This is a genomic window from Flaviflexus salsibiostraticola, from assembly GCF_003952265.1.
In the GTDB taxonomy this organism is placed as follows: Bacteria; Actinomycetota; Actinomycetes; order Actinomycetales; family Actinomycetaceae; genus Flaviflexus; species Flaviflexus salsibiostraticola.
In genome coordinates, this window is record NZ_CP034438.1 from 2,304,746 (window position 1) to 2,324,730 (window position 19,985).

A 19,985-nucleotide genomic window follows, 5' to 3' on the forward strand; every position below is an offset into this window, starting at 1 on the left:
TATGGCGTGTTGGAGAGCCGCCCTGGTTAGGCTCCTTCCGTCGCGTGGATCGGTCGCGCGACGAAAGGAGCATGTACCCATGGTACGAAAGATTAAGTCGAAGCTGATTTTAGAGCTTCGTTCCCAGGGACAATCAGGCCGCGCGATCGCGGCCGCCCACGGGATGTCACGTAATAGCATCGCCCAAGTATTTGAAGCCGCCGACCGCGAAGGCCTGTCGTATGACGACATAGCCGAGGTACCCGAAGCGGAGGTTTATGCGCGGCTGTTTCCCGGACGTGGAGAACACACCAGCGTCTATGTCCAACCGGATTGGACCCGCGTGCACCGCGAACTTGCCAGGGTCGGGGTGACATTGAAACTGTTGCACAGCGAGTATGTCGACCTCGTGAAAGACGAGGGCGGTCTGGCGATGAGTTATGACAGGTTCTGCCGACGATATCAACATCATGTCCACCTCACCGGGGTCGCCTCACGGGTAGGGCATAAGGCCGGACAAGCAGTGGAAGTGGACTGGGCTGGCCCCACCATGACATTGACAAATCCCGTCACTGGCGCGGAGCAGAAGGTCTATCTGTTTATCGCTTGCCTGCCGTTCTCACGGTACGCGTTTGTCGAACCCTGCGCAGATATGACACAGACTTCCTGGTTGAACGCTCATGTAGCGATGTTCGATTACTTCGGCGGCAGCGTCCCGCGGATCGTCTGTGACAACCTGAAAACCGGTGTCATCACCAGGCCCCGGGAGGGCGAGATCGTCTTGAATGATTCCTACCGTGAGCTCGCCGGCCACTACTTGGCAGCCGTGCTCCCCGCCCGGGTGGGAAAACCGAAAGACAAAGCGAGCGTGGAGAACACGGTCTGGCACGTGGCCACGAGAATCAACGCCAAGCTCAGAGAGCATTCCTTCGCTTCTCTTGCGCAGCTGCGCCAAGCAATCCGCGCTGAGCTCGAAACTTATAATGCTGAACCGTTTCAGAAGCGTGCAGGCTCTCGCGCGAGTGTCTTCCGCACCGAGGAGGAGCCCCTGCTGCGGCCTTTGCCAGCAGTGGCTTATGAGATTGCTACCTGGGTCTATGGCCGTAAAGTCGCCAAGAACTCTCATGTGGTGTGGCAGAAGAACTCCTACTCCGTGCCGTACCCCAATATCGGTAAAACGGTTGACCTGCGGATCACACCGACGATGGTGGAGATCTACGACGGTCATGATCGGCTCACCAGTCACGTCCGCGTCCCCACCGGGACCAGCGGGGTATACCGCACGCATGACGGTGACCTGCCCGGCGGGAAGGGCTATCAGCCCTGGGACGAGCACCGCGTCCGTGACTGGGCCACCAGGATCGGAGCCAACACGCTCACGGTCGTTGATCGGATCTTTGCTGCTGTCCCAGTCACCGAGCAGGGCCTGGACCCCGCGCTGGCAGTCCTGCGCCTATCGAGGCGATTTACTGCCGGTCGGGTCGAGGCCGCCTGCAAGATTGCCTTGGAGGCCAATATTCGCTCCCCACGCTATAGCCACGTGCGCCCGATCCTCGATACCGGACAAGACAAAACCGGAACTGCCGCCCCTTCTTCTCAAAGTGAGGGTGGGGGCTATGTTCGCGGGGCGGCCTACTATGGCGGAGGCCGATCTAAATGACGATGCTCGATACTGAAACGAAGAACAAAATGCGCGACATGGGAGCCGAACCTCTGCTCGATGCCCTGAGCGCTCTTGACGACGGGCTCACGCTGGGGCTGTCGTTTGAGGAGAAGCTCAAGCTTGCTGTTGATGACGCCCACGCCGTGTTCACTCACGCGAAGATCCAAGGCCTCAAGCGCCGCTCAGGAGTGCGCTACCCCGACGCGGACCTGCGTAGGGTCGATATGCTCACCGAACGCGGACTGGACCAGGCCATGCTGGCTCAGCTGGGAACTTGCCGGTTCATCGAGTTGCACCACAACATCGTCTTCCAAGGCTTCACCGGATCGGGCAAGTCTTATCTTGGCTCCGCCCTTGCCAACCAAGCCTGCCAACACCGGATCCGCGCCAACTATGTACGGATGCCGGACCTGGAAGAGCTCATCAGCGTCGCAGCCGATAAGCCCCACGGGAAGACACAGCTGCTCAAGAAGCTGAGTAACTTCACTCTGCTTGTGATCGATGAATGGCTCCTCGACCCACCTGATGAAGCGCTTCAGAGCTTCCTCCTGGAGCTGCTCGAGCGTCGCTATGACGCAGCCTCAACAGTGTTCTGCACGCAGTATCCGAAAAAGGACTGGCACACCCGCCTCGGCGGCAGCGTCCATGCTGATGCGATCATGGATCGCATCGTTCACAACACGACGTGGATCGAGACCGGGACCTTCAACATGAGAGAACACCAAGCACAAATAATGCTCTAAACATGCGCGTGAGAGCCGGTGGCTCCCAACAACGCCAGTCACTGGCTCTCACGCGCGCCATAGCCGGCTCCCCGACACACGAACAGGTGGCTCTAAACAGGCCGGATACTCACTAAAGAACTCTTCGAAGGAGAAGATGATTCCCAGATCAAGGCTGAAACGAAGCTCGTTTACAACCCGGAGCTTGATGCCTACCATGAAGAATTTGAAGAACTCGCTGAGGATGAAACGCAGTTTCTTCCGATAACAACACGCGCGTACCTCTATTTGTCTGGCACACCTTTCAAAGCTCTGGCTACCGGGGAATTCATTGAAGAACAGATTTTTAACTGGACCTATACCGATGAGCAACGGGCTAAAGAGAATTTTGCCAAGAAATATCCGGAGAAGCTAAACCCATACGGCGCGCTGCCGCAGATGCGGTTGCTCACCTATCAGATGCCGGATGAACTGCTAGCGATTGCTAGTTCTGGCGAGTTCGATGAGTTTGATCTGAACGCCTTCTTCGCAGCCACCGATATTGCTGATAAGGCCGAGTTCAAACACAAAAATGATGTGCAGAAGTGGCTAGATATTATTCGCGGTGCCTATGCCCCAACGCAGGTAGATAACCTAAAACTTGGTGCGCAACGACCACCGTTCCCGTACTCAGATGTGCGACTGCTGCCTCACATGCAACACTCCTTCTGGTTCTTGCCTAGCGTGGCTTCCTGCCATGCGATGGCGAACCTGCTGGCAGAGAAACAGAATGCTTTCTTCCATAAATACAAAGTTCTGACCGTAGCCGGAACCGGCGCCGGGATTGGTCTAGACGCCCTGCCGCCAGTTCGTAAAGCAATCGGTAGCGGTCACGAATCAGGCAGCATCACGCTTTCCTGTGGAAAGCTGACTACCGGCGTCACCGTGCCGCAATGGTCTTCCATCTTGATGCTTCGTAACCTCAAATCTCCAGAGACGTATTTCCAAGCGGCCTTCCGCGTGCAATCACCATGGAGTCAGAAAAACCCCAACGGCGACAATCCCAACGAGGAAGAGATATACAAGCCGGTTGCGTTCGTTTTCGATTTCGCGCCAACCCGTGCTCTGCGTCAGCTGTCTGATTATGGAATAGGGTTGAGCCCTAACGAATCGAACCCTGAAAAGGCTGTGGAAGATTTGGTGTCCTTCCTGCCAGTTCTTGCGTATGACGGATCTCGCATGGTGCAGATCGATGCGGGTGGAATCCTCGACATGGCTATGGCTGGTACAAGTGCAACGCTTCTAGCTCGCAAGTGGGAATCGGCTTTATTGGTGAACGTGGATAATGACACGTTGCGCCGGATTCTCGACAACGAGGAAGCACTGCGCGCAGTAATGAATATCGAAGGATTCCGTTCCCTTGGTGACAACGTCATTGAAACGGTTATCAACAAGAGCGAAAAGGTTAAAGAAACTAAGAAGAGCAAAGGCGAAGACCTCACTCCAGCGGAGAAGAAAGAGCTTTCGGCAGAAGAAAAAGAGTACAAGTCTAAGCGGAAGCAGATTCAAGAGAAACTGATCAAGTTCGCTACCCGCATCCCTGCCTTCATGTATCTCACTGACTTCCGTGAGAACACCTTGCAAGATGTGATCACCAAGATCGAAGCCGAGCTTTTCAAGGTGGTTACCGGGCTGTCTGTTGAAGATTTTAACCTTCTTGTCTCGCTAAACGTGTTCAACTCTAGTCACATGAATCAAGCGGTGTTTGCATTCCGACGCTATGAAGACGCTTCACTTTCCTACACCGGAATCGATTCCCACCAAGGGCTCACTCACATTGGACTTTATGACACTGTGGTTGCGAAAGAGGATGACAGTTGGTCTTGACTGGAAGACATTCTATGTAGGAGTTCCGCAGTGGAGAATTGCTAGCGGCATGATCCATGGTAATAAACAACTCGCGTTCATGCTCCTCGAAATAAAAGATGACACCGAAGGCAACTCGGTTGCTTATATCCATCTCGGTAGGTTTGCAGACATGCTAGAAAGTGCGACTGTTCTCCTTGAAGAATACTTTGCTGCTTTCGTGGATAAGACAGGTCAAGCCGAAGTCGTTGCGGGGGTAGTGGAGAGATAATGAACTGTCAGTAGTGTTTGTTGGCTCGCGTTTTTAGATGCGTATCGACTGCGGAACTCGGTCGAATTCCGCTTCAATGTCTGACTCGCTTCCCAAGTGCCCTGAGTGCAGCGAGGCGTTCACCTACGAGCAGGGGTCTCTCTTCGTGTGCCCCATGTGCGGCCACGAGTGGTCGGCCGAAATAGAGCCTGACCCAGCAGCCGTCATCCGTGACTCCGTCGGCAACGTGCTCGAAGACGGCGACACCGTGATCATCGCCAAGGACCTCAAGGTCAAAGGCGCGGGCGGCGGTGTCCTCAAGGTCGGCACCAAAGTTCGCGGAATTCGACTGATCGACGATGGCGTTGCAGACCACGACATCGACGCGACGGTCCCCGGTTTCGGCAGGATGCAACTCAAGTCGAGTGTCGTGAAGAAGGTGCTCTGACGTAGGAGTTGGGGCGGGGCGACGACGCTCCTCATGTGACGTCGCCCTGAGCTGGCTGTCAGTACTCTCGGCCGACGACGGTTGTGCCGTCACGTTCGAGCCGGACGTGACACGCGCTCCGAGGTGGAGGAGACGCTCGAATCGATCGGTCAGGGGAAAGCAGACCTCGACAAGCTGGCTCGCGGCGGCTCGATACCGTCGGACTGACGACATACCTCACCGTCGTTGAGGAGACTCGCAATAAGACCAGCATGAAGGGCTGGACTGCCTCGCAGGCGGCGGCGTCATCCACAACGACTTCGAGCGCGCCTCCACCAAGACCGAGAGCGTCTCGTTTGATGATCTGGCGCGCTGGGCGGAATGCGGCAGGCCAAGGCTGTCGGCCAGTTCCGCATGGAGGGCAGGGACTGCGTCATGCGAGACGGCGACGTCACGGAGTTTCAGTTTAACGTCTAGCGTTAATGACGTTGTCCGTTATACACTGGTGTCGTGATCAGATCATTCGGGAGTAGGGATACCGAGCGCATCTGGCACGAGCAGTACGTCAAGCGCGTCGACCGGACGGTACAGCGGGCGACCCTGCGGAAACTCGAAATGATCCATGCGGCGAGCGACGTCGAGGACCTCCGAATCCCACCCGGGAACCGGCTGGAGCGACTGGTCGGTGACCGGCGTGGGCAGCACAGTATCCGCGTGAACGCGCAGTGGCGTCTCTGCTTCGTCTGGAGAGATGGAGGTGCGGAAGATGTCGAACTCGTCGACTACCACTGAGACCGACCTGATCGAGCCGATTCACCCCGGTGAGATCCTGATGGAGGACTTCATCGAGGGCTTCGGTGTCACGCAGAACAAGCTGGCGGTCTCCATCGGTGTACCGCCGCGTCGGATCAACGAGATCGTTCACGGCAAGCGAGGCATCTCGGCTGACACGGCGATCCGCTTGGCGAGGTACTTCGGGACGTCCGAGGAGTTCTGGATGAATCTGCAGTCCAACTATGAGCTGCGCAGGGAGCGCCGCGCTCTGCGCGACCAGGTGGAGGCGATCGCCCCGCTGCAGACCGCATGACGGCGGGATCTCACGTCGCGCTGCGCCAGCTCCTGGCTTCTGCCGCACCGACGGTGCAGGTGACATTCGGCTCCGGGTCCGCCATGTTCCGCCAACGTGACGTGACGACGCTCGAGGATGCTGAGCGCTGCCTCGCGCATCTCGTCGACGCGGAGTCGGCGTAACAGGTGAATGTCGTGCGCCACTGGGGACGGCCCCTACGGGGAGTTGGAGCGGGTCGAGCGTCGAGATCCGCCCGAGGAAATGGCACGAAGCACGAGACGCGTCAGACGGCTCGCTCCCCACGTTCGCAGAGAAATAGCGAACGTGGCTGGCGTGGATACACGCCTAGCCGCCGACGTCAAAGAGAAACGTGCTGCTCCTAGATGTACTGACCTCGACCGTTGTTGATTCGGTTGATTGGTGGGATTCCGGCGATGCCGAGGTGGGGTCTGTCTAGGTTGTAGTAATCGAGCCAGGACTGCAAGTGCGCGGTGCGTTGGGTGTTGGAGTCCCAGGGTCTGGCGTACGCCCATTCACCAGCCAGGGTTCGGTTGAACCGCTCGACTTTGCCGTTGGTCCATGGACAGTGGGGCTTGATGAACTTCTGTCTGATGCCATGAGCGTCGATCACGCCACGAAACGCCGCGGACTTGCGGTATGCGAACGCGTTGTCCGTGATCACCCGTTCAACACGCACTCCCAATCGGGCGTAGAACGCGATCGCACGCTGCAAGACTCCGGCAGCGGTGCAGCCTTTCTCATCGTCGTGGATCTCCGCATAGGCGACCCGGGAGTGATCATCGATCACGGCATGAATGTAGTCATATCCCAGGCCGCGCCTGCCACTCGGGCGCGCTCCGCGACCGTGGACTCGCCAGCCGCCACCGTCGGGGATCCGGCCAAGTTTCTTCACATCCATATGGATCAGTGATCCTGGGTAGTCGTGCTCGTAACGCTGAGCCGAGCGGCGCCGGGCCCGGATCACGGTCCCCGTCACCGGGTCCAGCTCGCGCAGCAGCGGGGCCTGATGACGACGCAACACCCGTCCCACGGTCGAGGCGTGCATGCCAAGCTGACCGGCGATGAACACCGGCCCGCGACGCGTGAAATGACGCAGGATCCGCACCCGAGTCTCCACGCACCCGCCCGTGCGTCGAGGGTGGGAACGGGCCACGCTGGAGCGGTCCTGCAGTCCCGCCAGGCCAGCCTCGCGGAAGCGGCGCCACCACCGCCATGCCGTCGTTCGAGAGACACCCATCTCGGCAGCGACGTGCGCAACAGCACGCCCCGATTGAATACGCCGAACCATAATCAGTCTTCCGGCCGGAGCCAGACGGGCATTAGCGTGGGACATAAGAGACCTCCGTGAGTACGAGTAGGGGAACTAGACAGCTCCAACTCGACTACGGAGGTCTCCCTCAAGTCAACAACGCTCCGGGTCAGTACACCTAGAGCTTGACGTCACCAATCCCGTGCCATCTGAGTCCATCGTCCGACGCTTCGACACGATTATTCGCTGCAGGGGACGCGCTGGTGCAGAGATGCCTTGGCGCCGGACAGGGCATGACGCGTCATAATAATGTTGCGTCCGAGCGTCGCAGATTCGCGGCGCACCCCCTGTCATCCACTTCGTTTCACGCGCCGCTGTTTGAATCGCTCTGGGTTTGATGGAGATTCCTGAGCTTGGAAACAAGGATGGAATAATGTCAGTTATGAACAATCCCGGACGCGCCTCGCAGCGGCGGTATTCACCAGAGGAAAAGGCGGCAGCGGTGCGCATGGTGCGCGCCTTACGTAAAGAGCTGGGCACGAAGAACGGCACGGTCAAAAGAGTTGCCGATCAGCTCGGATACGGCCCAGAATCGGTACGCACCTGGGTGCGTCAGGCCGATATCGACGATGGCCACCTCCCTGGTGTGAGCACTGATGAGGCCCGCCGTCTGCTCGAGCTTGAGCAGGAGAACCGCGAGCTGCGCCGGGCCAACGAGATCCTCAAACGCGCAGCGTCTTTCTTCGGGGCGGAACTCGACCGCCAACACAAGAAATAGTGGCCTTCATCGACTTAAATAGGGACGATATTGTGGCCGGGCGCCGTCTTGGAGTCGAGTCCATCTGCAGGGTATTGCAGGTGGCTCCAAGCACGTACTACGCCGCGAAGAAACGTGGCCCCTCTGCTCGTGCGATCCGGGACGCGGAGCTGATTCCCCAGCTGTTTGAGCTGTGGGAAGCGAACTACAGCGTCTATGGAGTGCGGAAGCTGTGGAAGGCTGCACGCCGTGCGGGAATCGATATCGGCCGCGATCAGACCGCCCGTCTTATGCGAGCAGCAGGGATCGAAGGGGCACGACGGACCAAGAAAGTCCGAACCACTCACCGTGATGCGACTGTCCCTCGGCATCCTGACTTGGTCGACCGTGATTTCACCGCCACAGGCCCGAATCAGCTGTGGGTCACCGATCTGACATTCGTTGCCACCTGGGCCGGGATCGCGTATGTGTGCTTCATCATCGACGTCTACTCCCGCATGATCGTCGGCTGGCGAGTCGCCTCGCATATGCGCACACCCATGGTCCTCGATGCGATCGAGATGGCCCGCTGGTCGCGCGGGACTCACCTGCCCGGGCTTCGGTGTCACAGCGATGCAGGCAGTCAATTTACGTCCATTCGCTACGGCGAGAGACTAGCGGAGATCGGCGCTGTTCCCTCGATCGGTACTGTTGGCGATAGCTACGACAACGCTCTGGCTGAGACGGTTAACGGATACTACAAGACCGAGCTCGTGCGCGGGCCGGCACATCCGGGTCCGTGGAAGACGATCGAGGATCTAGAACTGGCCACCCTGGGCTGGGTCCACTGGCACAACACTGAACGCCTTCACGGCTACCTCGGAGACGTACCACCGATCGAGTTCGAGAACACCCACTACACTGCTACCAGCACCCCCAACGTGCTGATCGGAATCAAATAAAAAGAGCCTCCATCAAACCCAGAGCGATTCAGTTACCCAGGATTGTCCATGTTCCGAAACTGGAATTGGAACATCTACGGCCGGACTTGATGAACGAACCTGCTCCGTTAGACTGTGCCGGTGCTCCGCGAAAACCTCGTCATCGACTCGTTCCTTGCCGTCGATGGTCGCGCCACGCGACCCGACCTTCATCGGCAGCGCTTCGAGCGGTCTGTGCGCGAACTGCTGGGAGCGGAGCTTGCCGAGCAGGTGCCCAGCACCTTCGTTGACATGGCAGGCGCACTGCAATCAGGTCGCCGGTTCCCGCGGCTCGAGGCACGTGCGGATGGCATCACCTGGATCGACCGCCCCGCACCCGAGCAGGGCCTCGTCCTCCACGTGACTGACACTGTCGAGGATGCCCGCCGGCATCCCTCCCACAAGGGCGCCGATCTCGACTGGCTGCAGGCGCAGGCGTCGGGAGCCCACCTTCTTCTCGTTCGAGGAGAGCTCGTCGTCGAGACGCACACGGCCGCGGTCATGATCGTCCGCGATGGGCAGGGGTTCGTTCCCGACCAGCCGCGGATCTGCTCGACCACCGAGGACTGGTTCGCAGACAGCATCGCACCGGTTGTCCGTGTCGACATGACCCGCGACGACCTCGCCCAGGCATCGCGCCAGGGTCAGGCATTCGCGCTGAACGCGCTTCACGGTCCTCGGGCGCTCCAGCTCGGTGAAGCACCGGTGCCCCAGCACGCCCTCGACCAGGCCGGAGCCTGGCGTCAGCAATGGCTAGAGGAAGCGACCCCACTGACATGATGCGACTGCTGCTCATCGACTTCCACGATTCGAACACCCAGATCCTCGCGGATCTCGTCTTCCGCGTGCTCGGGGTCCGGCCCATCGTGCTCGCCTACGACGATCCGTCCCTCGATGAGGGGGCGATGGCGGGCGCCGATGGCATCCTCCTCGCAACCGGTCCAGGACGGCCGGGCGATGCGGCCGACGTGGGGCGCGTGCCGGACCTCGTCGCAGGCTGCGACAGACCTGTCCTTGGCATCGGCCTGGGTCACCAGATTCTCGCGGGTCTGTGTGGGGCCCGGATCGTCCCGATCGAGCCGCGCCTCGGCGTGGTATCGCGCCTGCATGTTCCTCATGGCAGAGCGGATGACCACACCATCGTCGTCGACGGACAGCAGGTCGTCGGCAGCCATTCGTCGGCAGTGCGCGAGCCAACGGAGCGGATGGTGGTCGATGCGGTGAGTGACGACCATATCCAGGCCTTCCACGCGATCGATCGACCATGGTGGGGCCTCCAGTTCAACCCCGAGTCCGCCCTCACTGAGGGCGGCGTTGAGAACATCCGAGCCTGGGCCCGTGCCGCAGGGCTCCTGCCGCATGCTCCGGCGAGGCGCACGCTTCTGTCGCAGGAAGTGCCGATGCCGGACCTCTCCCGTGCGGCTCGCCTCATGGTGGGCGACGGCCCGTTCTTCTGGCTGGATGAGGCGCGCCCCGCGCACGACGGGCCGGGCTGGTCCTACCTCGGACTGGGCGGCGAGGTCGTGTGGCCGGATGAGGGCGTGAATGTGCTCGATGTACTCCGCCGCTCCGCCTGGCAGGGCGCGGGTGGGCCGGATGCGCCGTTCACCGGCGGCTGGGTCGGCGTGTCGGGCTACGAGCCGGACACGGCACTGTGGATGAGCGCCCGGCGCTGGGTGGCCGTCGACCACGAGCGAGAGCGGGCCTGGCTGGTCGCCTGCGAGGAGCCGGGCGCGCAGGAGTGGCTCGACCGGACCGCCGCGGCGCTGAGCGCGCCGGTCGACGATGTGATCGTGACTGTCGATGCTGGACTGCTGGCCGCGGTGCGCTCACTGCCAGACCACCGGCGTGACGATGACGACTCATATCGCGCCAAGGTCGAGCAGGCTCACGAGCACCTGCGGGCGGGCACCAGCTTCGAGGTCTGTCTCACGACCACGGCTGAGGTCGCGCACGATGCCAGCCGCGAGGAGCTGCTCGAGCTCTACCTGCTGCAGCGCCGCACGAACCCAGCACCCTACGCGGCCTTCCTCGCCTGCGATGACACGACCATCATGAGCTCCTCACCCGAACGCTTCCTCCGAGTGCGCGATGGCGAGGTGGAGTCGAGGCCCATCAAGGGCACGCTGCCTCGAGGGGAGACGCCGGAGGCTGATGCCGCGCTGCGCACGAGGCTTGAGACAGATCCGAAGCTTCGTTCGGAACTCGTCATGATCGTCGACCTGCTGCGCAATGATCTGGCCAAGGTCTGCGTGCCCGGTTCGGTCGCGTGCCCCGAGCCCGTCCGGGTCGACAGCTTCGCCACCGTCCATCAGCTGGCTGGTGTGGTGACGGGGCTGCTTGGCGCTGGCGTCGATATCGTCGACCTGCTGCGCGCGGCCTTCCCGGGCGGGTCGATGACCGGCGCTCCCAAACACCGCACGATGGAGATCCTCGCCGATCTCGAGTCGGGGCCGCGCGGCTACTACTCGGGGGCACTCGGCTGGATCAGCGGGGATCGGGACGCGGAGCTGTCCGTCGTCATTCGCACGCTGATCCACGACGACGGGGTGCTCTCAGTGGGTGCCGGAGGGGCGGTTGTGCCGGACTCGACCCCGCAGGGCGAACTCGACGAGATGCTGCTGAAGATGTCGGCGGCGCTGCCCTGAGGCCATGGCCAGCCCGGCGGGGCCATCCGCTGCGACATCGTCCCCGCTATTGGTGTCGACCGTCTGATCCTCCGCGACCATTCCCTCTCGAGATTATCTGGCTCGTACCGTAATGTGGTACGTGAATGGAGTGGAGGTTGATATGTCCATGAGTGCAAGCGAGGCGCGCAAGACGCTGTTCCCGCTGATCGAGCGTGTGAACGACAATCACGAGGCGGTCGAGATCGTCTCTCGCAAGGGTAATGCCGTGCTCATGCCTGCGGATGAGTATGTGTCATGGCAGGAGACTGCCTATCTATTTCGATCACCGGCCAATGCCCGCCGGCTGCTCGATGCCTACGAGCGTGCTCGAGCTGGCGAGACCGAGGTTCACGAGCTCGATCGGGAGGAGTGAGTGCGCCTGGTCTGGGATCGGCATGGCTGGGCGGACTATGTTTATTGGCAGTCCGCCGACCGTCGGATTCTCAAGCGGATCAACACGCTGATCGACGCCTGCCTGCGAGATCCATTTGAGGGGATCGGCAAGCCGGAGCAGCTCAAGTACGGTGCGCAGGGTGCGTGGTCGCGCCGCATCACCGACGAGCACCGTTTGGTGTATATCGTCATCGATGGCGATCTGATCATCCTCCAAGCGCGGTATCACTATTGAACGACCAGATCTTTCTGCTCTCGGGGCGGGCACGTCACATGGGATGGCGCGCTCATCAGCTCCCAGATGAGCCGCTCGCGTGTCTCGCCGCAGGCTGAGAGGATGGTGGGGTAGTCAGAGCAGACCCTCGACAGGAGTTGAAGTGCCATGAGTTTCACCGTCTATCTGTCCGGCGAGATCCACACCGACTGGCGTGAGGAGATCAAGCGCGGTGCGGAAGCCGCGGGACTGGACATCACCTTCACCGCGCCGGTGACAGACCATGCCGCGAGCGACGCGGCCGGCGATCACCTCGGCGAGACCGAATCCGGGTTCTGGCGCGACCACCAGTCGGCTAAGGTCAACGCCATTCGCACGCGCACCCTCATCGAGAAGAGCGACCTCGTCGTCATCCGCTTCGGTGACCAGTACAAGCAGTGGAACGCGGCCTTCGACGCCGGCTACTGCGCCGCACTCGGCACTCCCTATGTGACACTGCATGCGGAGGGCATCGTCCACCCCCTCAAAGAGGTGGATGCCGGGGCGCAGGCCTGGTGCAGGACCACCGACCAGGTGGTCGAGACACTCCGGTACGTGCTCAAGGCCTAGCAGGTCGAGCAGAGCGCCCGCGAGTCGCGGGCGCTCCCGCATACTGCCGCGCGGCTATGGGTGGCGTGTTCCCTCGATAGTCATGGACACTTGCCAGGCTCGAAACCGCCCACTCGCGACGAACCGAAGTATCGCCGCCGAGCGGTATCTTCTAACCGACCGTCCGGCGTAGGATGCTGTCCACATTGGAGGTGCTGTCATGAGTCAACCTGGTCACCACGAGATCGGCTACATCGAGTTCGGAGGCACGGATCTGGAAGCGGCCCGCAGGTTCTACGAGTCTGCGTTCAATTGGGAGTTCAACGACTACGGACCGGAATACTGCGGGATCAAGTCGCCCGACGGTGAGGGCGAGATCGGCGGGCTCAGCGCCGGCTCCGAGCCCAGCAGCGGCGGCCCGCTCGTCCTTCTTCATTCCACCGACCTGGAGGCGTCGCAAACAGCCGTGGAGAACGCCGGTGGGACTATCGTCGCCGGGCCCTATGACTATCCGGGCGGTCGGCGATTCGAGTTCACCGATCCGAGCGGAAATCGGCTCGGCGTTTACTCGCCTCAGTGACTGGCCGCCGATGAGCGTGCCGGTCGGCGAGTCGGTCAGAGCATCGACCCGAGATCCGATCCGACGCTCGGGTAGGCCGCGACGAGGTTCGAGACCTCATCGACCGTCAGGCCGAGCCGCATGGCCAGGGCGATGATGTTGACGACCTCGGCGTACTCGGGCCCGAGCATGTGCGCGCCGAGGATGCGGCGGGTCTCGCGGTCGACGATGATCTTTGTGGCGGCCACAGTCTCTCCAAGCCTGTAGTTGGAGAACCATTCGCTCGTGTCGTTGTATCGGACATCGACGTCCAGGCCCTGTTCGCGCGCCTCCTCCTCGAGCATGCCGACGCGGACAAGCTCGGGGATGGTGAAGACTGCCGTCGGGATCCCCGTGAAGTCCGGAGCCTCCCGGGTTCCCTTGAGCATATTGCGGGCGGCGACCCCGCCCTCCATGGACGCCACCGGTGTGAGAGGCATGCCCGGCGATGCCGCGGCGTCACCCGCGGCATAGACGGCCGGGTTGCTCACGCTCTGAAGATGCTCGGAGACGGTCACGCCGGCCTTCGAGTGTTCGACCGAGGCTGCCTCCAGGTTGAGGTCGGCCAGGTCGGGTTCCCTCCCCGCCCCGTGGACGACGAGATCGACCTCAAGCGTGGACTCCTTCCCGTCCTTCTCCGTCACAACCGCGAAGCCTGACCCGGTGGGAACGATGGAGTTGATGGCGGTGCCGGTGCGGATGTCGATCCCGAGGTCCGTCGAGCGGGTCCGGAGTAGGTCCACCAGGTCGGGATCGAACCCCTTGAGCAGCCGGGGACCATGCGTGGCGATCGTGACATCGCTGCCCACACGGGCTGCGATGTGGGCGAACTCGAAGGAGATGAAGCCGCCGCCGACGAACAGGATCCGCTTCGGAAGCTCCTCGAGCTCCATGAACGGCGTGCTGTCGATCATGTGCTCACTGCCCTCGAACGGCATCGACTTCGGGCGGGCGCCGGTGGCGATGAGGACGTGCGAGGCCGTGAGAGTGTCACCGTCGACTGTCAGGCGATCCGGGGCCGTGAACGAGGCACGCCCATGGAGCGTCGTCACCCCAGCCGATTCGAGGCCCTCCTCGATCTTGTCGGACATCGGCTCCGTAAAGCCGCGCTTGTGTGCCATGAGCGCCGGCCAATCGACGCGCAGCGTGCCGGGATCGATGCCCTTGCTGGTCAGGAGGGATGCGCTGTCGATGATCTCCGCTCCTCGGCGGAGGATCTTCTTCGGATCGCAGCCGCGCAGGACACAGGTGCCGCCGAAGGGGAGGTTATCGACGACGGCGACTCGCCAGCCCTCCTTCGCGCATGCGTGTGCCGCTGTCGTCCCGGCTGTTCCGCTGCCGATGACGATGAGGTCATAGTGCGTTGTCATGGGCCTGTCCTGTTCCGCAAGTAGGAGACGTCGGGTGATATCGGGGTACTCGTGGTGTCCGTAGGTCGACGGAATGGCCATCGTCCGGGGCGGCGTCTGTGGCCGTCGAGGGCCGCTGGGCCGTGTCGGTCGGACTCGTGGGCGAGCGAAGGAATGTGACGCATACTATACCGGAGGGGCGCCGGTCGGCAGTCTCTGTGGATCCTGAAGGCAGTAACCGGTCAGGCTGGGGAGCGAGGCCCGTCCACTGGTCTGCTGTCCGTGAGCCGCCTAGGGTGAAGTCGAAACCTGAGGAGGAACCCATGCCAACAATCGAAGAGCGCGCACGCAACCTTGCCGACCAGCACGAATCCGGAGATCTCGTCATCCTGCCGACCGCGTGGGATACGTGGAGTGCCCGCGTCGCCGCCGACGCAGGCTTCACAGGACTGACGATCGGGAGCCATCCGGTGGCCGATGCGATCGGCAGCGCCGATGGCGAGCAGATGGACTTCGATGAGTACCTGGGAGTTATCGAGCGCATCGTCCGCTCCGTTGACGTCCCCGTCAGTGCCGACGTCGAATCGGGCTACGGACTGCCTGGCGGTGATCTCATCAACCGCCTCATCGAGGTCGGCGCGGTCGGTGCGAACATCGAAGATGTCGTGCACCGCGAGGGCCGGCGCGTCCGCGATCGGGCGGAGCACGCCGAGTACATCGCCGCCGCCCGCGAGGCCGCCGTCAGTGCCGGCATCCCGTTCGTCATCAACGGCCGGACGGATGCGATGAAGCTCGGCGATGTCTTCGAGGATCCGCTTGAGGAGGCCGCGGAGCGGATGAGGCTCATGGAGCAGGCGGGTGCCCGCTCGGTCTACCCGGTCGGACTCCGAACTGCCGACGAGGTCAGGCAGCTTGTCGGGGCAGTTTCGGTCCCGGTCAACGTCACCGCTCATCCGGTGGAGATGCATGGGGCGGGTGATGTGGCGACGCTCCGCGAACTGGGAGCCCGCCGCGTCTCCTTCGGTCCGAAGTGGCAGGCCTGGCTCGGCGAGGTCTCGGCGAAGCAGTTCGAGAACTGGACGGCCGAGATCTGAATCGATGGGAGGGCGAGCCGGCCGGGCCGTCGTGGCACGATCTGAGGCGCGTCCCTGCGTCACTCCGGTCCAACAGCGGTCTCGGACTGCTGGCCTGCGGCTTCTCCCTTCAGCTCGACGAAGATCGTGTGGGTCGGTGTCGAGCCGATGTTGTGACCGGAGTGCCGCTGGGCAGGAAGCCACACGGCCTTCCCGGCGGGAAGCGAGACGTCCAGTTCCCGATCTCCGGAGGTCAGACGCCGGTCGAATGAGGAAAGCGTGATCATGACGCTGTTCGGATGGGAGTGCGGGGTGGTCTGCGTTCCTGGGGTGTCGGTGTACTCCAGGACGCGAACGAGCTCGTTCTCCCACAGCACCCGGTAGTGATCGGGATTCGTTGTTGTCGGATCGTCGTCAACCATGGCAGAACGCTACGCCGCGGGCAGTCGACCCACCAGGGAGCGATTGTGTCAGCGCGACTGGGATGATTCTCCGCTGGAGCGGCGCTGACTGACTGTCTTAGGTTGGACGCTGTCGGTGACGGACGTCCTGTCGAAAGCCGGCGGAGCCAACCTCACCCGCGTACAGTCATCGGCACGTCGATATCAGAAGGGAACGGCCCATGTTCTTCGACTCCTGGTCAGACCTCACCCGAATACTCATCGTTGGCGTCCTCACCTACGCGGGAGTGGTGCTTATCCTCCGCGTCACAGGCAAGAGGACACTCTCACAGCTCAACGCCTTCGACTTCATCGTGACCGTCGCCCTCGGGTCGATGATGGCGACGATCATGCTGTCGACCGACATCTCGCTCAGTGAGGGTCTGGTGGCGCTCGGCCTGCTCGCGGGCCTTCAGGTCGCCGTCGCGTTCGTGAATTCACGCGTGTCGTGGGCGCGCGCTGTTCTCACGTCGAAACCTGCCCTGCTCGTGCAGGACGGCGTGGTCCTCACCGAGACGGTGAAGAAGCACCGATTGAGCGAATCCGCGCTGCGCCAGTCCATCCGCATGGCAGGGCTGGGCGGACTGGACCAGGTCGGCGCGGTCGTGCTCGAAACAAACGGCACCCTCAGCGTCGTGCCCTCCGAGAGCATGGGTGATCGGTGGGCGATCTCAGATATCACTGGTGTGGACGGGCAGGGCCGCCAGGCTAAGCACCTGTAAGTCGGCGGACTCCCGCGCCGAGGTGTCGAGTCGGGCGGGTCGGTGCCGCGTCACCAACCGCGAACGCACGAATTGGGGAATACGAGGCCGGACGTGTCCTCGGCTCACGAGGGCTTGACGGCGCGGATGAGAGCGCCGTGCATGCCGGGCGCCACCTCGTGGGTGAACGTCACCTCCGCCTCTGCGAATCCTGCCTCGGCCAGCCCGTCGAGATACTCCGAGCGGGAGAGCGCGCCGGCGATGCAGCCGACATAGGAGCCGCGCTCGGTGCGATCGGCGGGGCTGAGGTGATCCTCCGCGACGTCGGAGATGCCGATGCGCCCGCCGCGCTTGAGGACGCGGAACATCTGCGCGAGGACAGCCGGCTTGTCGGTCGAGAGGTTGATGACGCAGTTGGAGATGATGGCGTCGACTGCGTGATCGGGCAGTGGGAGGTCTTCGATCGTGCCCTTGAGGAACTCGACGTTCGTCGCACCGGCCTTCGCTCGGTTCGACTCGGCGAGCTCGAGCATTTCGTCCGTCATGTCGACGCCGTAGACGAAACCGGTGGGACCCACGCGGCGTGCTGAGAGGAGGACGTCGATGCCGCCACCGGAGCCGAGATCCAAGACCGTCTCTCCCTCGCGCAGCTCCGCGACCACCATCGGGTTGCCGCATCCGAGCGACGCGAGCACCGCCTCGGCGGGTAGCTCATCGTGCTCGGCACTCGAGTAGAGAGACGCACCGAATCCGGCATCGATCGACGGGACGTCTGCCAGCACGGACGTCGTCCCGCTGTCGCAGCACGTGGATTCGGCGGGCCCGCAGCACCCTGACGAGTCCGCTGAGCTGAGCGGGATGTTCTTTCCGCGCGTCGCCGCGGTGGCGGCCGCAGCGTAGTTCCGACGAACCTGTTCGCGCAGGTCATGAGCGGTGTCGGCCATGATGTCTCCTATTGATGAGCGTCAATGTGAGAGTAAAGCATGTATCGATGAGCGTCAATATGTAGGGTAGGATGTCATCCATGACGACGCGCACCGACCTTCCCCTGTCCCCGGCAACGGCGGAGCCCTGCTGTGCGGCGGCCTTCGGGGATGCTCTCGACGAGGGGAGCGCCCGCGAGCTTGCGTCGGTATTCAAGGCATTGAGTGACCCGAATCGGGTGCGGCTCATCTTCCTCATCGCTGCCGCCGATGGCGCCGGTGCCTGCATCTGCGATCTCACCGAGCCCGTGGGTCTCAGCCAGCCCACGGTCTCGCACCATATGAGAGTCCTCGTCGAGGCGGGCCTCGTCACCCGTGAGCAGCGGGGGAGATGGGCGCACTTCCTCCTCGAGGAGAGTGCCTTTGCGTCGCTGCGGGAGGCGCTCAGCTTCTGATGCGCGAACGGACGAAGAGTGCGGCTTGATCTGGACGGGAGCAGAAGGCGCCGCGACGGTCGCGCGTCGCGGCGCGTCCACGCCAGTGGCGGACTCTGATCGATTTCTGGTCCGTTTCGTGTCTTCTCGCCCGTAGACTCGATCCACAATCGGCCCTGCGAACGGAGCTTCCATGTCAGAGAAGACAGGCGCCCGCTACAGCGGGTTGCGCAGATACAACATCATCGCCGCGGTCGTCCACGCGGCTCAGGCAGTCGCGGTGGTGCTCCTCGCGACCGACTTCACCCTGCCGGTGACGGCCACCTATCTCGAGGGGCCTCCAGGAACCCCGCCAGGGGATTCCGTCCTTCTGTGGGATCTGTCGACCCCGATGCTGATCGCGCTGTTCCTCGCGCTCTCGGCGGTGTTCCACGTCATCGTCTCCTCGCCGCCGTTCTTTGCGCGATACAGGGCGGGCCTCGAGCAGGGGCATAACTACTTCCGCTGGGTCGAGTACTCCCTGTCGAGCTCGCTCATGATCGTCATCATCGCCCAGCTCGTCGGCATCTCCGACGTCGTGGCACTGCTGGCGCTGTTCGGCGTCAACGCATCGATGATTCTGTTCGGCTGGCTCCAGGAGCGCTATCACACGCCGGGCGACGGCGGATGGCTGCCCTTCATCTTCGGATGCTTCGCCGGAGTCATTCCCTGGATCGGCGTCGTCATCTACACGATCGCCCCGGGCTCGACGACAGGCGCAGAGCCGCCAGGCTTCGTCTACGGGATCATCGTCTCGCTGTTCCTGTTCTTCAACGTCTTCGCCATCGTTCAGTGGCTCCAGTACCGGCCGGTCGGCAGGTTCCGCGACTACCTCGTGGGGGAGAGGCTCTACATCACCCTCAGCCTCACGGCGAAGTCGGCACTCGCCTGGCAGATCTTCGCGGGGACCCTCGCGGGCTGAGCCGAGCGCGCGCCGGTGATCGGGCCGAACACTGCTGCTCTATCTCTCGGCGGCTCGAGCCGAGCGACAGAGCAGCAGTCATGTGAACCAAGAGGTCACGGGAGTGGGCCCGATGACGCCGGGCGATGCGTACACTCTGTCGTTATGACGGGCCCCCAACCGGAGAAGACTGACGATGGTCGATGGATCATTGTCAGCGGTCGCCGCTGGCGCGCCACCGATCCCGCGATTCCGGAAGGGCTCAAGGACGAGCTTGTGCATGAGCTCATGCGGGCGAGGCGTGCGATCAAGAGCGGCGACCTCACCGCCCGAGCCCGCGTTCACGCGGCGAAGGTGGCGCTGGGCGAGCGCGGTGAACCCTGGTGGGAGCCCACTGACGAGGGGCGGCGCGCCCGAGCTCTGGCCGCGACCAGCACGCTGCTGAGGGAGCGACGAGGCGAGCCGGTGCACGCCGACGAGGTCGCCCGGGTGGTTGGCGGAGACGGTTGGCAGGACATCTTGGCAATCGTCGAGAGCGTCTTTCGGGACCAGCACTCCAATGAGAAGTGGGTCCTCCAGGAGGACGATGCGGGGCTCAGCGTAACGGCCGGGCCGGGCTTCGAGACCTGATGCGGCACCCGGGTCTGGATCCGAGGGCACGAAGTCACGCGATGCCGCGGTGGAAGGTCGTGGAACCGCCTAAGCGTGTCGAGGTGAGGTGC

At 62.4% G+C, this 19,985-nt stretch carries 25 protein-coding genes and 1 other annotated feature; of the genes, 21 read left to right on the plus strand and 4 right to left on the minus strand.

The genetic code is table 11. The annotated features are described in order from the left end of the window. Positions 1 to 79: 79 nt before the first annotated feature. The 9 genes from istA to EJO69_RS12385 all read left to right on the plus strand — a co-directional run bounded on the left by istA (position 80) and on the right by EJO69_RS12385 (position 6,137). Positions 80 to 1,639, plus strand: a complete 1,560-nt coding sequence (gene istA, locus EJO69_RS10740) for an IS21 family transposase (RefSeq protein WP_126038612.1) — start codon at positions 80 to 82, stop codon at positions 1,637 to 1,639. Further along, positions 1,636 to 2,385 (plus strand): ATP-binding protein, encoded by a 750-nt coding sequence (locus EJO69_RS10745; RefSeq protein WP_126038609.1) that lies wholly within the window; start codon positions 1,636 to 1,638, stop codon positions 2,383 to 2,385. The genes istA and EJO69_RS10745 overlap by 4 nt, the downstream gene beginning before the upstream one ends. 267 nt (positions 2,386 to 2,652) lie before the next feature. After that, complete coding sequence (locus EJO69_RS10750; protein WP_245993643.1) at positions 2,653 to 4,230, plus strand: hypothetical protein; 1,578 nt, start codon at positions 2,653 to 2,655, stop codon at positions 4,228 to 4,230. Next, positions 4,214 to 4,480 (plus strand): hypothetical protein, encoded by a 267-nt coding sequence (locus tag EJO69_RS10755; RefSeq protein ID WP_126041720.1) that lies wholly within the window; start codon positions 4,214 to 4,216, stop codon positions 4,478 to 4,480. Before EJO69_RS10750 ends, EJO69_RS10755 begins: the two co-directional genes overlap by 17 nt. A gap of 76 nt (positions 4,481 to 4,556) precedes the next feature. Then, positions 4,557 to 4,907 (plus strand): zinc ribbon domain-containing protein YjdM, encoded by a 351-nt coding sequence (locus tag EJO69_RS10760; RefSeq protein ID WP_126041721.1) that lies wholly within the window; start codon positions 4,557 to 4,559, stop codon positions 4,905 to 4,907. A 360-nt stretch (positions 4,908 to 5,267) separates the two neighbouring features. Beyond that, a complete protein-coding gene (locus EJO69_RS12810) occupies positions 5,268 to 5,363 on the plus strand; it encodes a DUF933 domain-containing protein (RefSeq protein WP_281272842.1) in 96 nt (31 codons plus the stop codon). Positions 5,364 to 5,396: 33 nt separating this feature from the next. Beyond that, positions 5,397 to 5,678, plus strand: a complete 282-nt coding sequence (locus EJO69_RS10770) for a type II toxin-antitoxin system RelE/ParE family toxin (RefSeq protein ID WP_126041723.1) — start codon at positions 5,397 to 5,399, stop codon at positions 5,676 to 5,678. Then, positions 5,653 to 5,973: a HigA family addiction module antitoxin gene (locus tag EJO69_RS10775; RefSeq protein ID WP_126041725.1), complete on the plus strand. Its 321-nt coding sequence runs from the start codon at positions 5,653 to 5,655 to the stop codon at positions 5,971 to 5,973. The genes EJO69_RS10770 and EJO69_RS10775 overlap by 26 nt, the downstream gene beginning before the upstream one ends. Next, the gene (locus EJO69_RS12385; RefSeq protein WP_164519949.1) at positions 5,970 to 6,137 is read left to right on the plus strand and encodes a hypothetical protein; all 168 of its coding nucleotides are present in this window, start codon (positions 5,970 to 5,972) and stop codon (positions 6,135 to 6,137) included. Before EJO69_RS10775 ends, EJO69_RS12385 begins: the two co-directional genes overlap by 4 nt. Before the next feature lie 197 nt (positions 6,138 to 6,334). Here EJO69_RS12385 and EJO69_RS10780 read toward each other — a convergent pair whose 3' ends face one another. After that, positions 6,335 to 7,309 carry an IS481 family transposase gene (locus EJO69_RS10780; RefSeq protein WP_126041727.1) on the minus strand — a complete coding sequence of 325 codons (975 nt, stop codon included), beginning with the start codon at positions 7,307 to 7,309 and terminating at the stop codon, positions 6,335 to 6,337. 349 nt (positions 7,310 to 7,658) lie between these two features. Between EJO69_RS10780 and EJO69_RS10785 the strand changes: the two genes are divergently transcribed. The 7 genes from EJO69_RS10785 (at position 7,659) to EJO69_RS10815 (ending at position 13,385) form a co-directional block, all read left to right on the plus strand. Then, positions 7,659 to 8,923 (plus strand): IS3 family transposase gene (locus EJO69_RS10785; protein WP_126042319.1). Its coding sequence is split into 2 segments (ribosomal slippage): positions 7,659 to 7,962 and positions 7,962 to 8,923, totalling 1,266 coding nucleotides; the frame shifts between segments, so codons are not numbered across the junction. Then, positions 7,958 to 8,092: a sequence feature (AL1L pseudoknot), on the plus strand. It overlaps the preceding gene by 135 nt. A 120-nt stretch (positions 8,924 to 9,043) precedes the next feature. Further along, on the plus strand, positions 9,044 to 9,721 hold the full coding sequence (locus EJO69_RS10790; RefSeq protein ID WP_126041729.1) for an aminotransferase class IV: 678 nt from the start codon (positions 9,044 to 9,046) through the stop codon (positions 9,719 to 9,721). After that, complete coding sequence (locus EJO69_RS10795; RefSeq protein ID WP_164519950.1) at positions 9,718 to 11,589, plus strand: chorismate-binding protein; 1,872 nt, start codon at positions 9,718 to 9,720, stop codon at positions 11,587 to 11,589. Before EJO69_RS10790 ends, EJO69_RS10795 begins: the two co-directional genes overlap by 4 nt. A 142-nt stretch (positions 11,590 to 11,731) precedes the next feature. Continuing rightward, positions 11,732 to 11,983 carry a type II toxin-antitoxin system Phd/YefM family antitoxin gene (locus EJO69_RS10800; protein WP_126041733.1) on the plus strand — a complete coding sequence of 84 codons (252 nt, stop codon included), beginning with the start codon at positions 11,732 to 11,734 and terminating at the stop codon, positions 11,981 to 11,983. After that, a complete protein-coding gene (locus EJO69_RS10805) occupies positions 11,984 to 12,238 on the plus strand; it encodes a Txe/YoeB family addiction module toxin (RefSeq protein ID WP_126041735.1) in 255 nt (84 codons plus the stop codon). It begins immediately after the preceding gene. A gap of 147 nt (positions 12,239 to 12,385) precedes the next feature. Further along, the gene (locus EJO69_RS10810; RefSeq protein WP_126041736.1) at positions 12,386 to 12,826 is read left to right on the plus strand and encodes a YtoQ family protein; all 441 of its coding nucleotides are present in this window, start codon (positions 12,386 to 12,388) and stop codon (positions 12,824 to 12,826) included. 199 nt (positions 12,827 to 13,025) lie between these two features. Continuing rightward, entirely contained in the window at positions 13,026 to 13,385 is a 360-nt protein-coding gene (locus EJO69_RS10815) for a VOC family protein (protein WP_126041738.1), read from the plus strand. Positions 13,386 to 13,420: 35 nt separating this feature from the next. Here EJO69_RS10815 and EJO69_RS10820 read toward each other — a convergent pair whose 3' ends face one another. Further along, positions 13,421 to 14,773: a dihydrolipoyl dehydrogenase family protein gene (locus EJO69_RS10820; RefSeq protein ID WP_126041740.1), complete on the minus strand. Its 1,353-nt coding sequence runs from the start codon at positions 14,771 to 14,773 to the stop codon at positions 13,421 to 13,423. Positions 14,774 to 15,075: 302 nt separating this feature from the next. Between EJO69_RS10820 and EJO69_RS10825 the strand changes: the two genes are divergently transcribed. Further along, positions 15,076 to 15,846, plus strand: a complete 771-nt coding sequence (locus EJO69_RS10825; RefSeq protein WP_126041742.1) for an isocitrate lyase/PEP mutase family protein — start codon at positions 15,076 to 15,078, stop codon at positions 15,844 to 15,846. A gap of 59 nt (positions 15,847 to 15,905) precedes the next feature. Here EJO69_RS10825 and EJO69_RS10830 read toward each other — a convergent pair whose 3' ends face one another. Further along, a complete protein-coding gene (locus EJO69_RS10830; protein WP_126041743.1) occupies positions 15,906 to 16,247 on the minus strand; it encodes a cupin domain-containing protein in 342 nt (113 codons plus the stop codon). A gap of 200 nt (positions 16,248 to 16,447) precedes the next feature. Between EJO69_RS10830 and EJO69_RS10835 the strand changes: the two genes are divergently transcribed. Continuing rightward, positions 16,448 to 16,987: a DUF421 domain-containing protein gene (locus tag EJO69_RS10835; RefSeq protein ID WP_126041745.1), complete on the plus strand. Its 540-nt coding sequence runs from the start codon at positions 16,448 to 16,450 to the stop codon at positions 16,985 to 16,987. 104 nt (positions 16,988 to 17,091) lie between these two features. On the opposite strand, the gene arsM is transcribed toward EJO69_RS10835, so the two are convergent. Continuing rightward, entirely contained in the window at positions 17,092 to 17,910 is an 819-nt protein-coding gene (arsM, locus tag EJO69_RS10840) for an arsenite methyltransferase (protein ID WP_126041747.1), read from the minus strand. Between the two features lie 80 nt (positions 17,911 to 17,990). Between arsM and EJO69_RS10845 the strand changes: the two genes are divergently transcribed. The 3 genes from EJO69_RS10845 (at position 17,991) to EJO69_RS10855 (ending at position 19,893) form a co-directional block, all read left to right on the plus strand. Then, entirely contained in the window at positions 17,991 to 18,344 is a 354-nt protein-coding gene (locus EJO69_RS10845) for an ArsR/SmtB family transcription factor (RefSeq protein ID WP_126041748.1), read from the plus strand. A gap of 172 nt (positions 18,345 to 18,516) precedes the next feature. After that, positions 18,517 to 19,284, plus strand: a complete 768-nt coding sequence (heR, locus tag EJO69_RS10850) for a heliorhodopsin HeR (protein ID WP_126041750.1) — start codon at positions 18,517 to 18,519, stop codon at positions 19,282 to 19,284. A gap of 144 nt (positions 19,285 to 19,428) precedes the next feature. After that, entirely contained in the window at positions 19,429 to 19,893 is a 465-nt protein-coding gene (locus tag EJO69_RS10855; RefSeq protein ID WP_126041752.1) for a ParB N-terminal domain-containing protein, read from the plus strand. The last annotated feature ends 92 nt before the right edge of the window (positions 19,894 to 19,985 follow it).

What these genes read in the sequence shown, in the direction of transcription:
- EJO69_RS10825 (WP_126041742.1), top strand. Translation starts at nt 15,076, where the DNA reads ATGCCAACAATCGAAGAGCGCGCACGCAACCTTGCCGACCAGCACGAA.
- EJO69_RS10775 (WP_126041725.1), top strand. Translation starts at nt 5,653, where the DNA reads ATGTCGAACTCGTCGACTACCACTGAGACCGACCTGATCGAGCCGATT.
- istA (WP_126038612.1), top strand. Translation starts at nt 80, where the DNA reads ATGGTACGAAAGATTAAGTCGAAGCTGATTTTAGAGCTTCGTTCCCAG.
- EJO69_RS12810 (WP_281272842.1), top strand. Translation starts at nt 5,268, where the DNA reads ATGCGGCAGGCCAAGGCTGTCGGCCAGTTCCGCATGGAGGGCAGGGAC.
- EJO69_RS10745 (WP_126038609.1), top strand. Translation starts at nt 1,636, where the DNA reads ATGACGATGCTCGATACTGAAACGAAGAACAAAATGCGCGACATGGGA.
- EJO69_RS10755 (WP_126041720.1), top strand. Translation starts at nt 4,214, where the DNA reads ATGACAGTTGGTCTTGACTGGAAGACATTCTATGTAGGAGTTCCGCAG.
- EJO69_RS10800 (WP_126041733.1), top strand. Translation starts at nt 11,732, where the DNA reads ATGTCCATGAGTGCAAGCGAGGCGCGCAAGACGCTGTTCCCGCTGATC.
- arsM (WP_126041747.1), bottom strand. Translation starts at nt 17,910, where the DNA reads ATGGCCGACACCGCTCATGACCTGCGCGAACAGGTTCGTCGGAACTAC.
- EJO69_RS10780 (WP_126041727.1), bottom strand. Translation starts at nt 7,309, where the DNA reads ATGTCCCACGCTAATGCCCGTCTGGCTCCGGCCGGAAGACTGATTATG.
- EJO69_RS10795 (WP_164519950.1), top strand. Translation starts at nt 9,718, where the DNA reads ATGATGCGACTGCTGCTCATCGACTTCCACGATTCGAACACCCAGATC.
- EJO69_RS10835 (WP_126041745.1), top strand. Translation starts at nt 16,448, where the DNA reads ATGTTCTTCGACTCCTGGTCAGACCTCACCCGAATACTCATCGTTGGC.
- EJO69_RS10855 (WP_126041752.1), top strand. Translation starts at nt 19,429, where the DNA reads ATGACGGGCCCCCAACCGGAGAAGACTGACGATGGTCGATGGATCATT.
- EJO69_RS10760 (WP_126041721.1), top strand. Translation starts at nt 4,557, where the DNA reads ATGTCTGACTCGCTTCCCAAGTGCCCTGAGTGCAGCGAGGCGTTCACC.
- EJO69_RS10830 (WP_126041743.1), bottom strand. Translation starts at nt 16,247, where the DNA reads ATGGTTGACGACGATCCGACAACAACGAATCCCGATCACTACCGGGTG.
- EJO69_RS10820 (WP_126041740.1), bottom strand. Translation starts at nt 14,773, where the DNA reads ATGACAACGCACTATGACCTCATCGTCATCGGCAGCGGAACAGCCGGG.
- EJO69_RS10845 (WP_126041748.1), top strand. Translation starts at nt 17,991, where the DNA reads ATGACGACGCGCACCGACCTTCCCCTGTCCCCGGCAACGGCGGAGCCC.
- heR (WP_126041750.1), top strand. Translation starts at nt 18,517, where the DNA reads ATGTCAGAGAAGACAGGCGCCCGCTACAGCGGGTTGCGCAGATACAAC.
- EJO69_RS10810 (WP_126041736.1), top strand. Translation starts at nt 12,386, where the DNA reads ATGAGTTTCACCGTCTATCTGTCCGGCGAGATCCACACCGACTGGCGT.
- EJO69_RS12385 (WP_164519949.1), top strand. Translation starts at nt 5,970, where the DNA reads ATGACGGCGGGATCTCACGTCGCGCTGCGCCAGCTCCTGGCTTCTGCC.
- EJO69_RS10815 (WP_126041738.1), top strand. Translation starts at nt 13,026, where the DNA reads ATGAGTCAACCTGGTCACCACGAGATCGGCTACATCGAGTTCGGAGGC.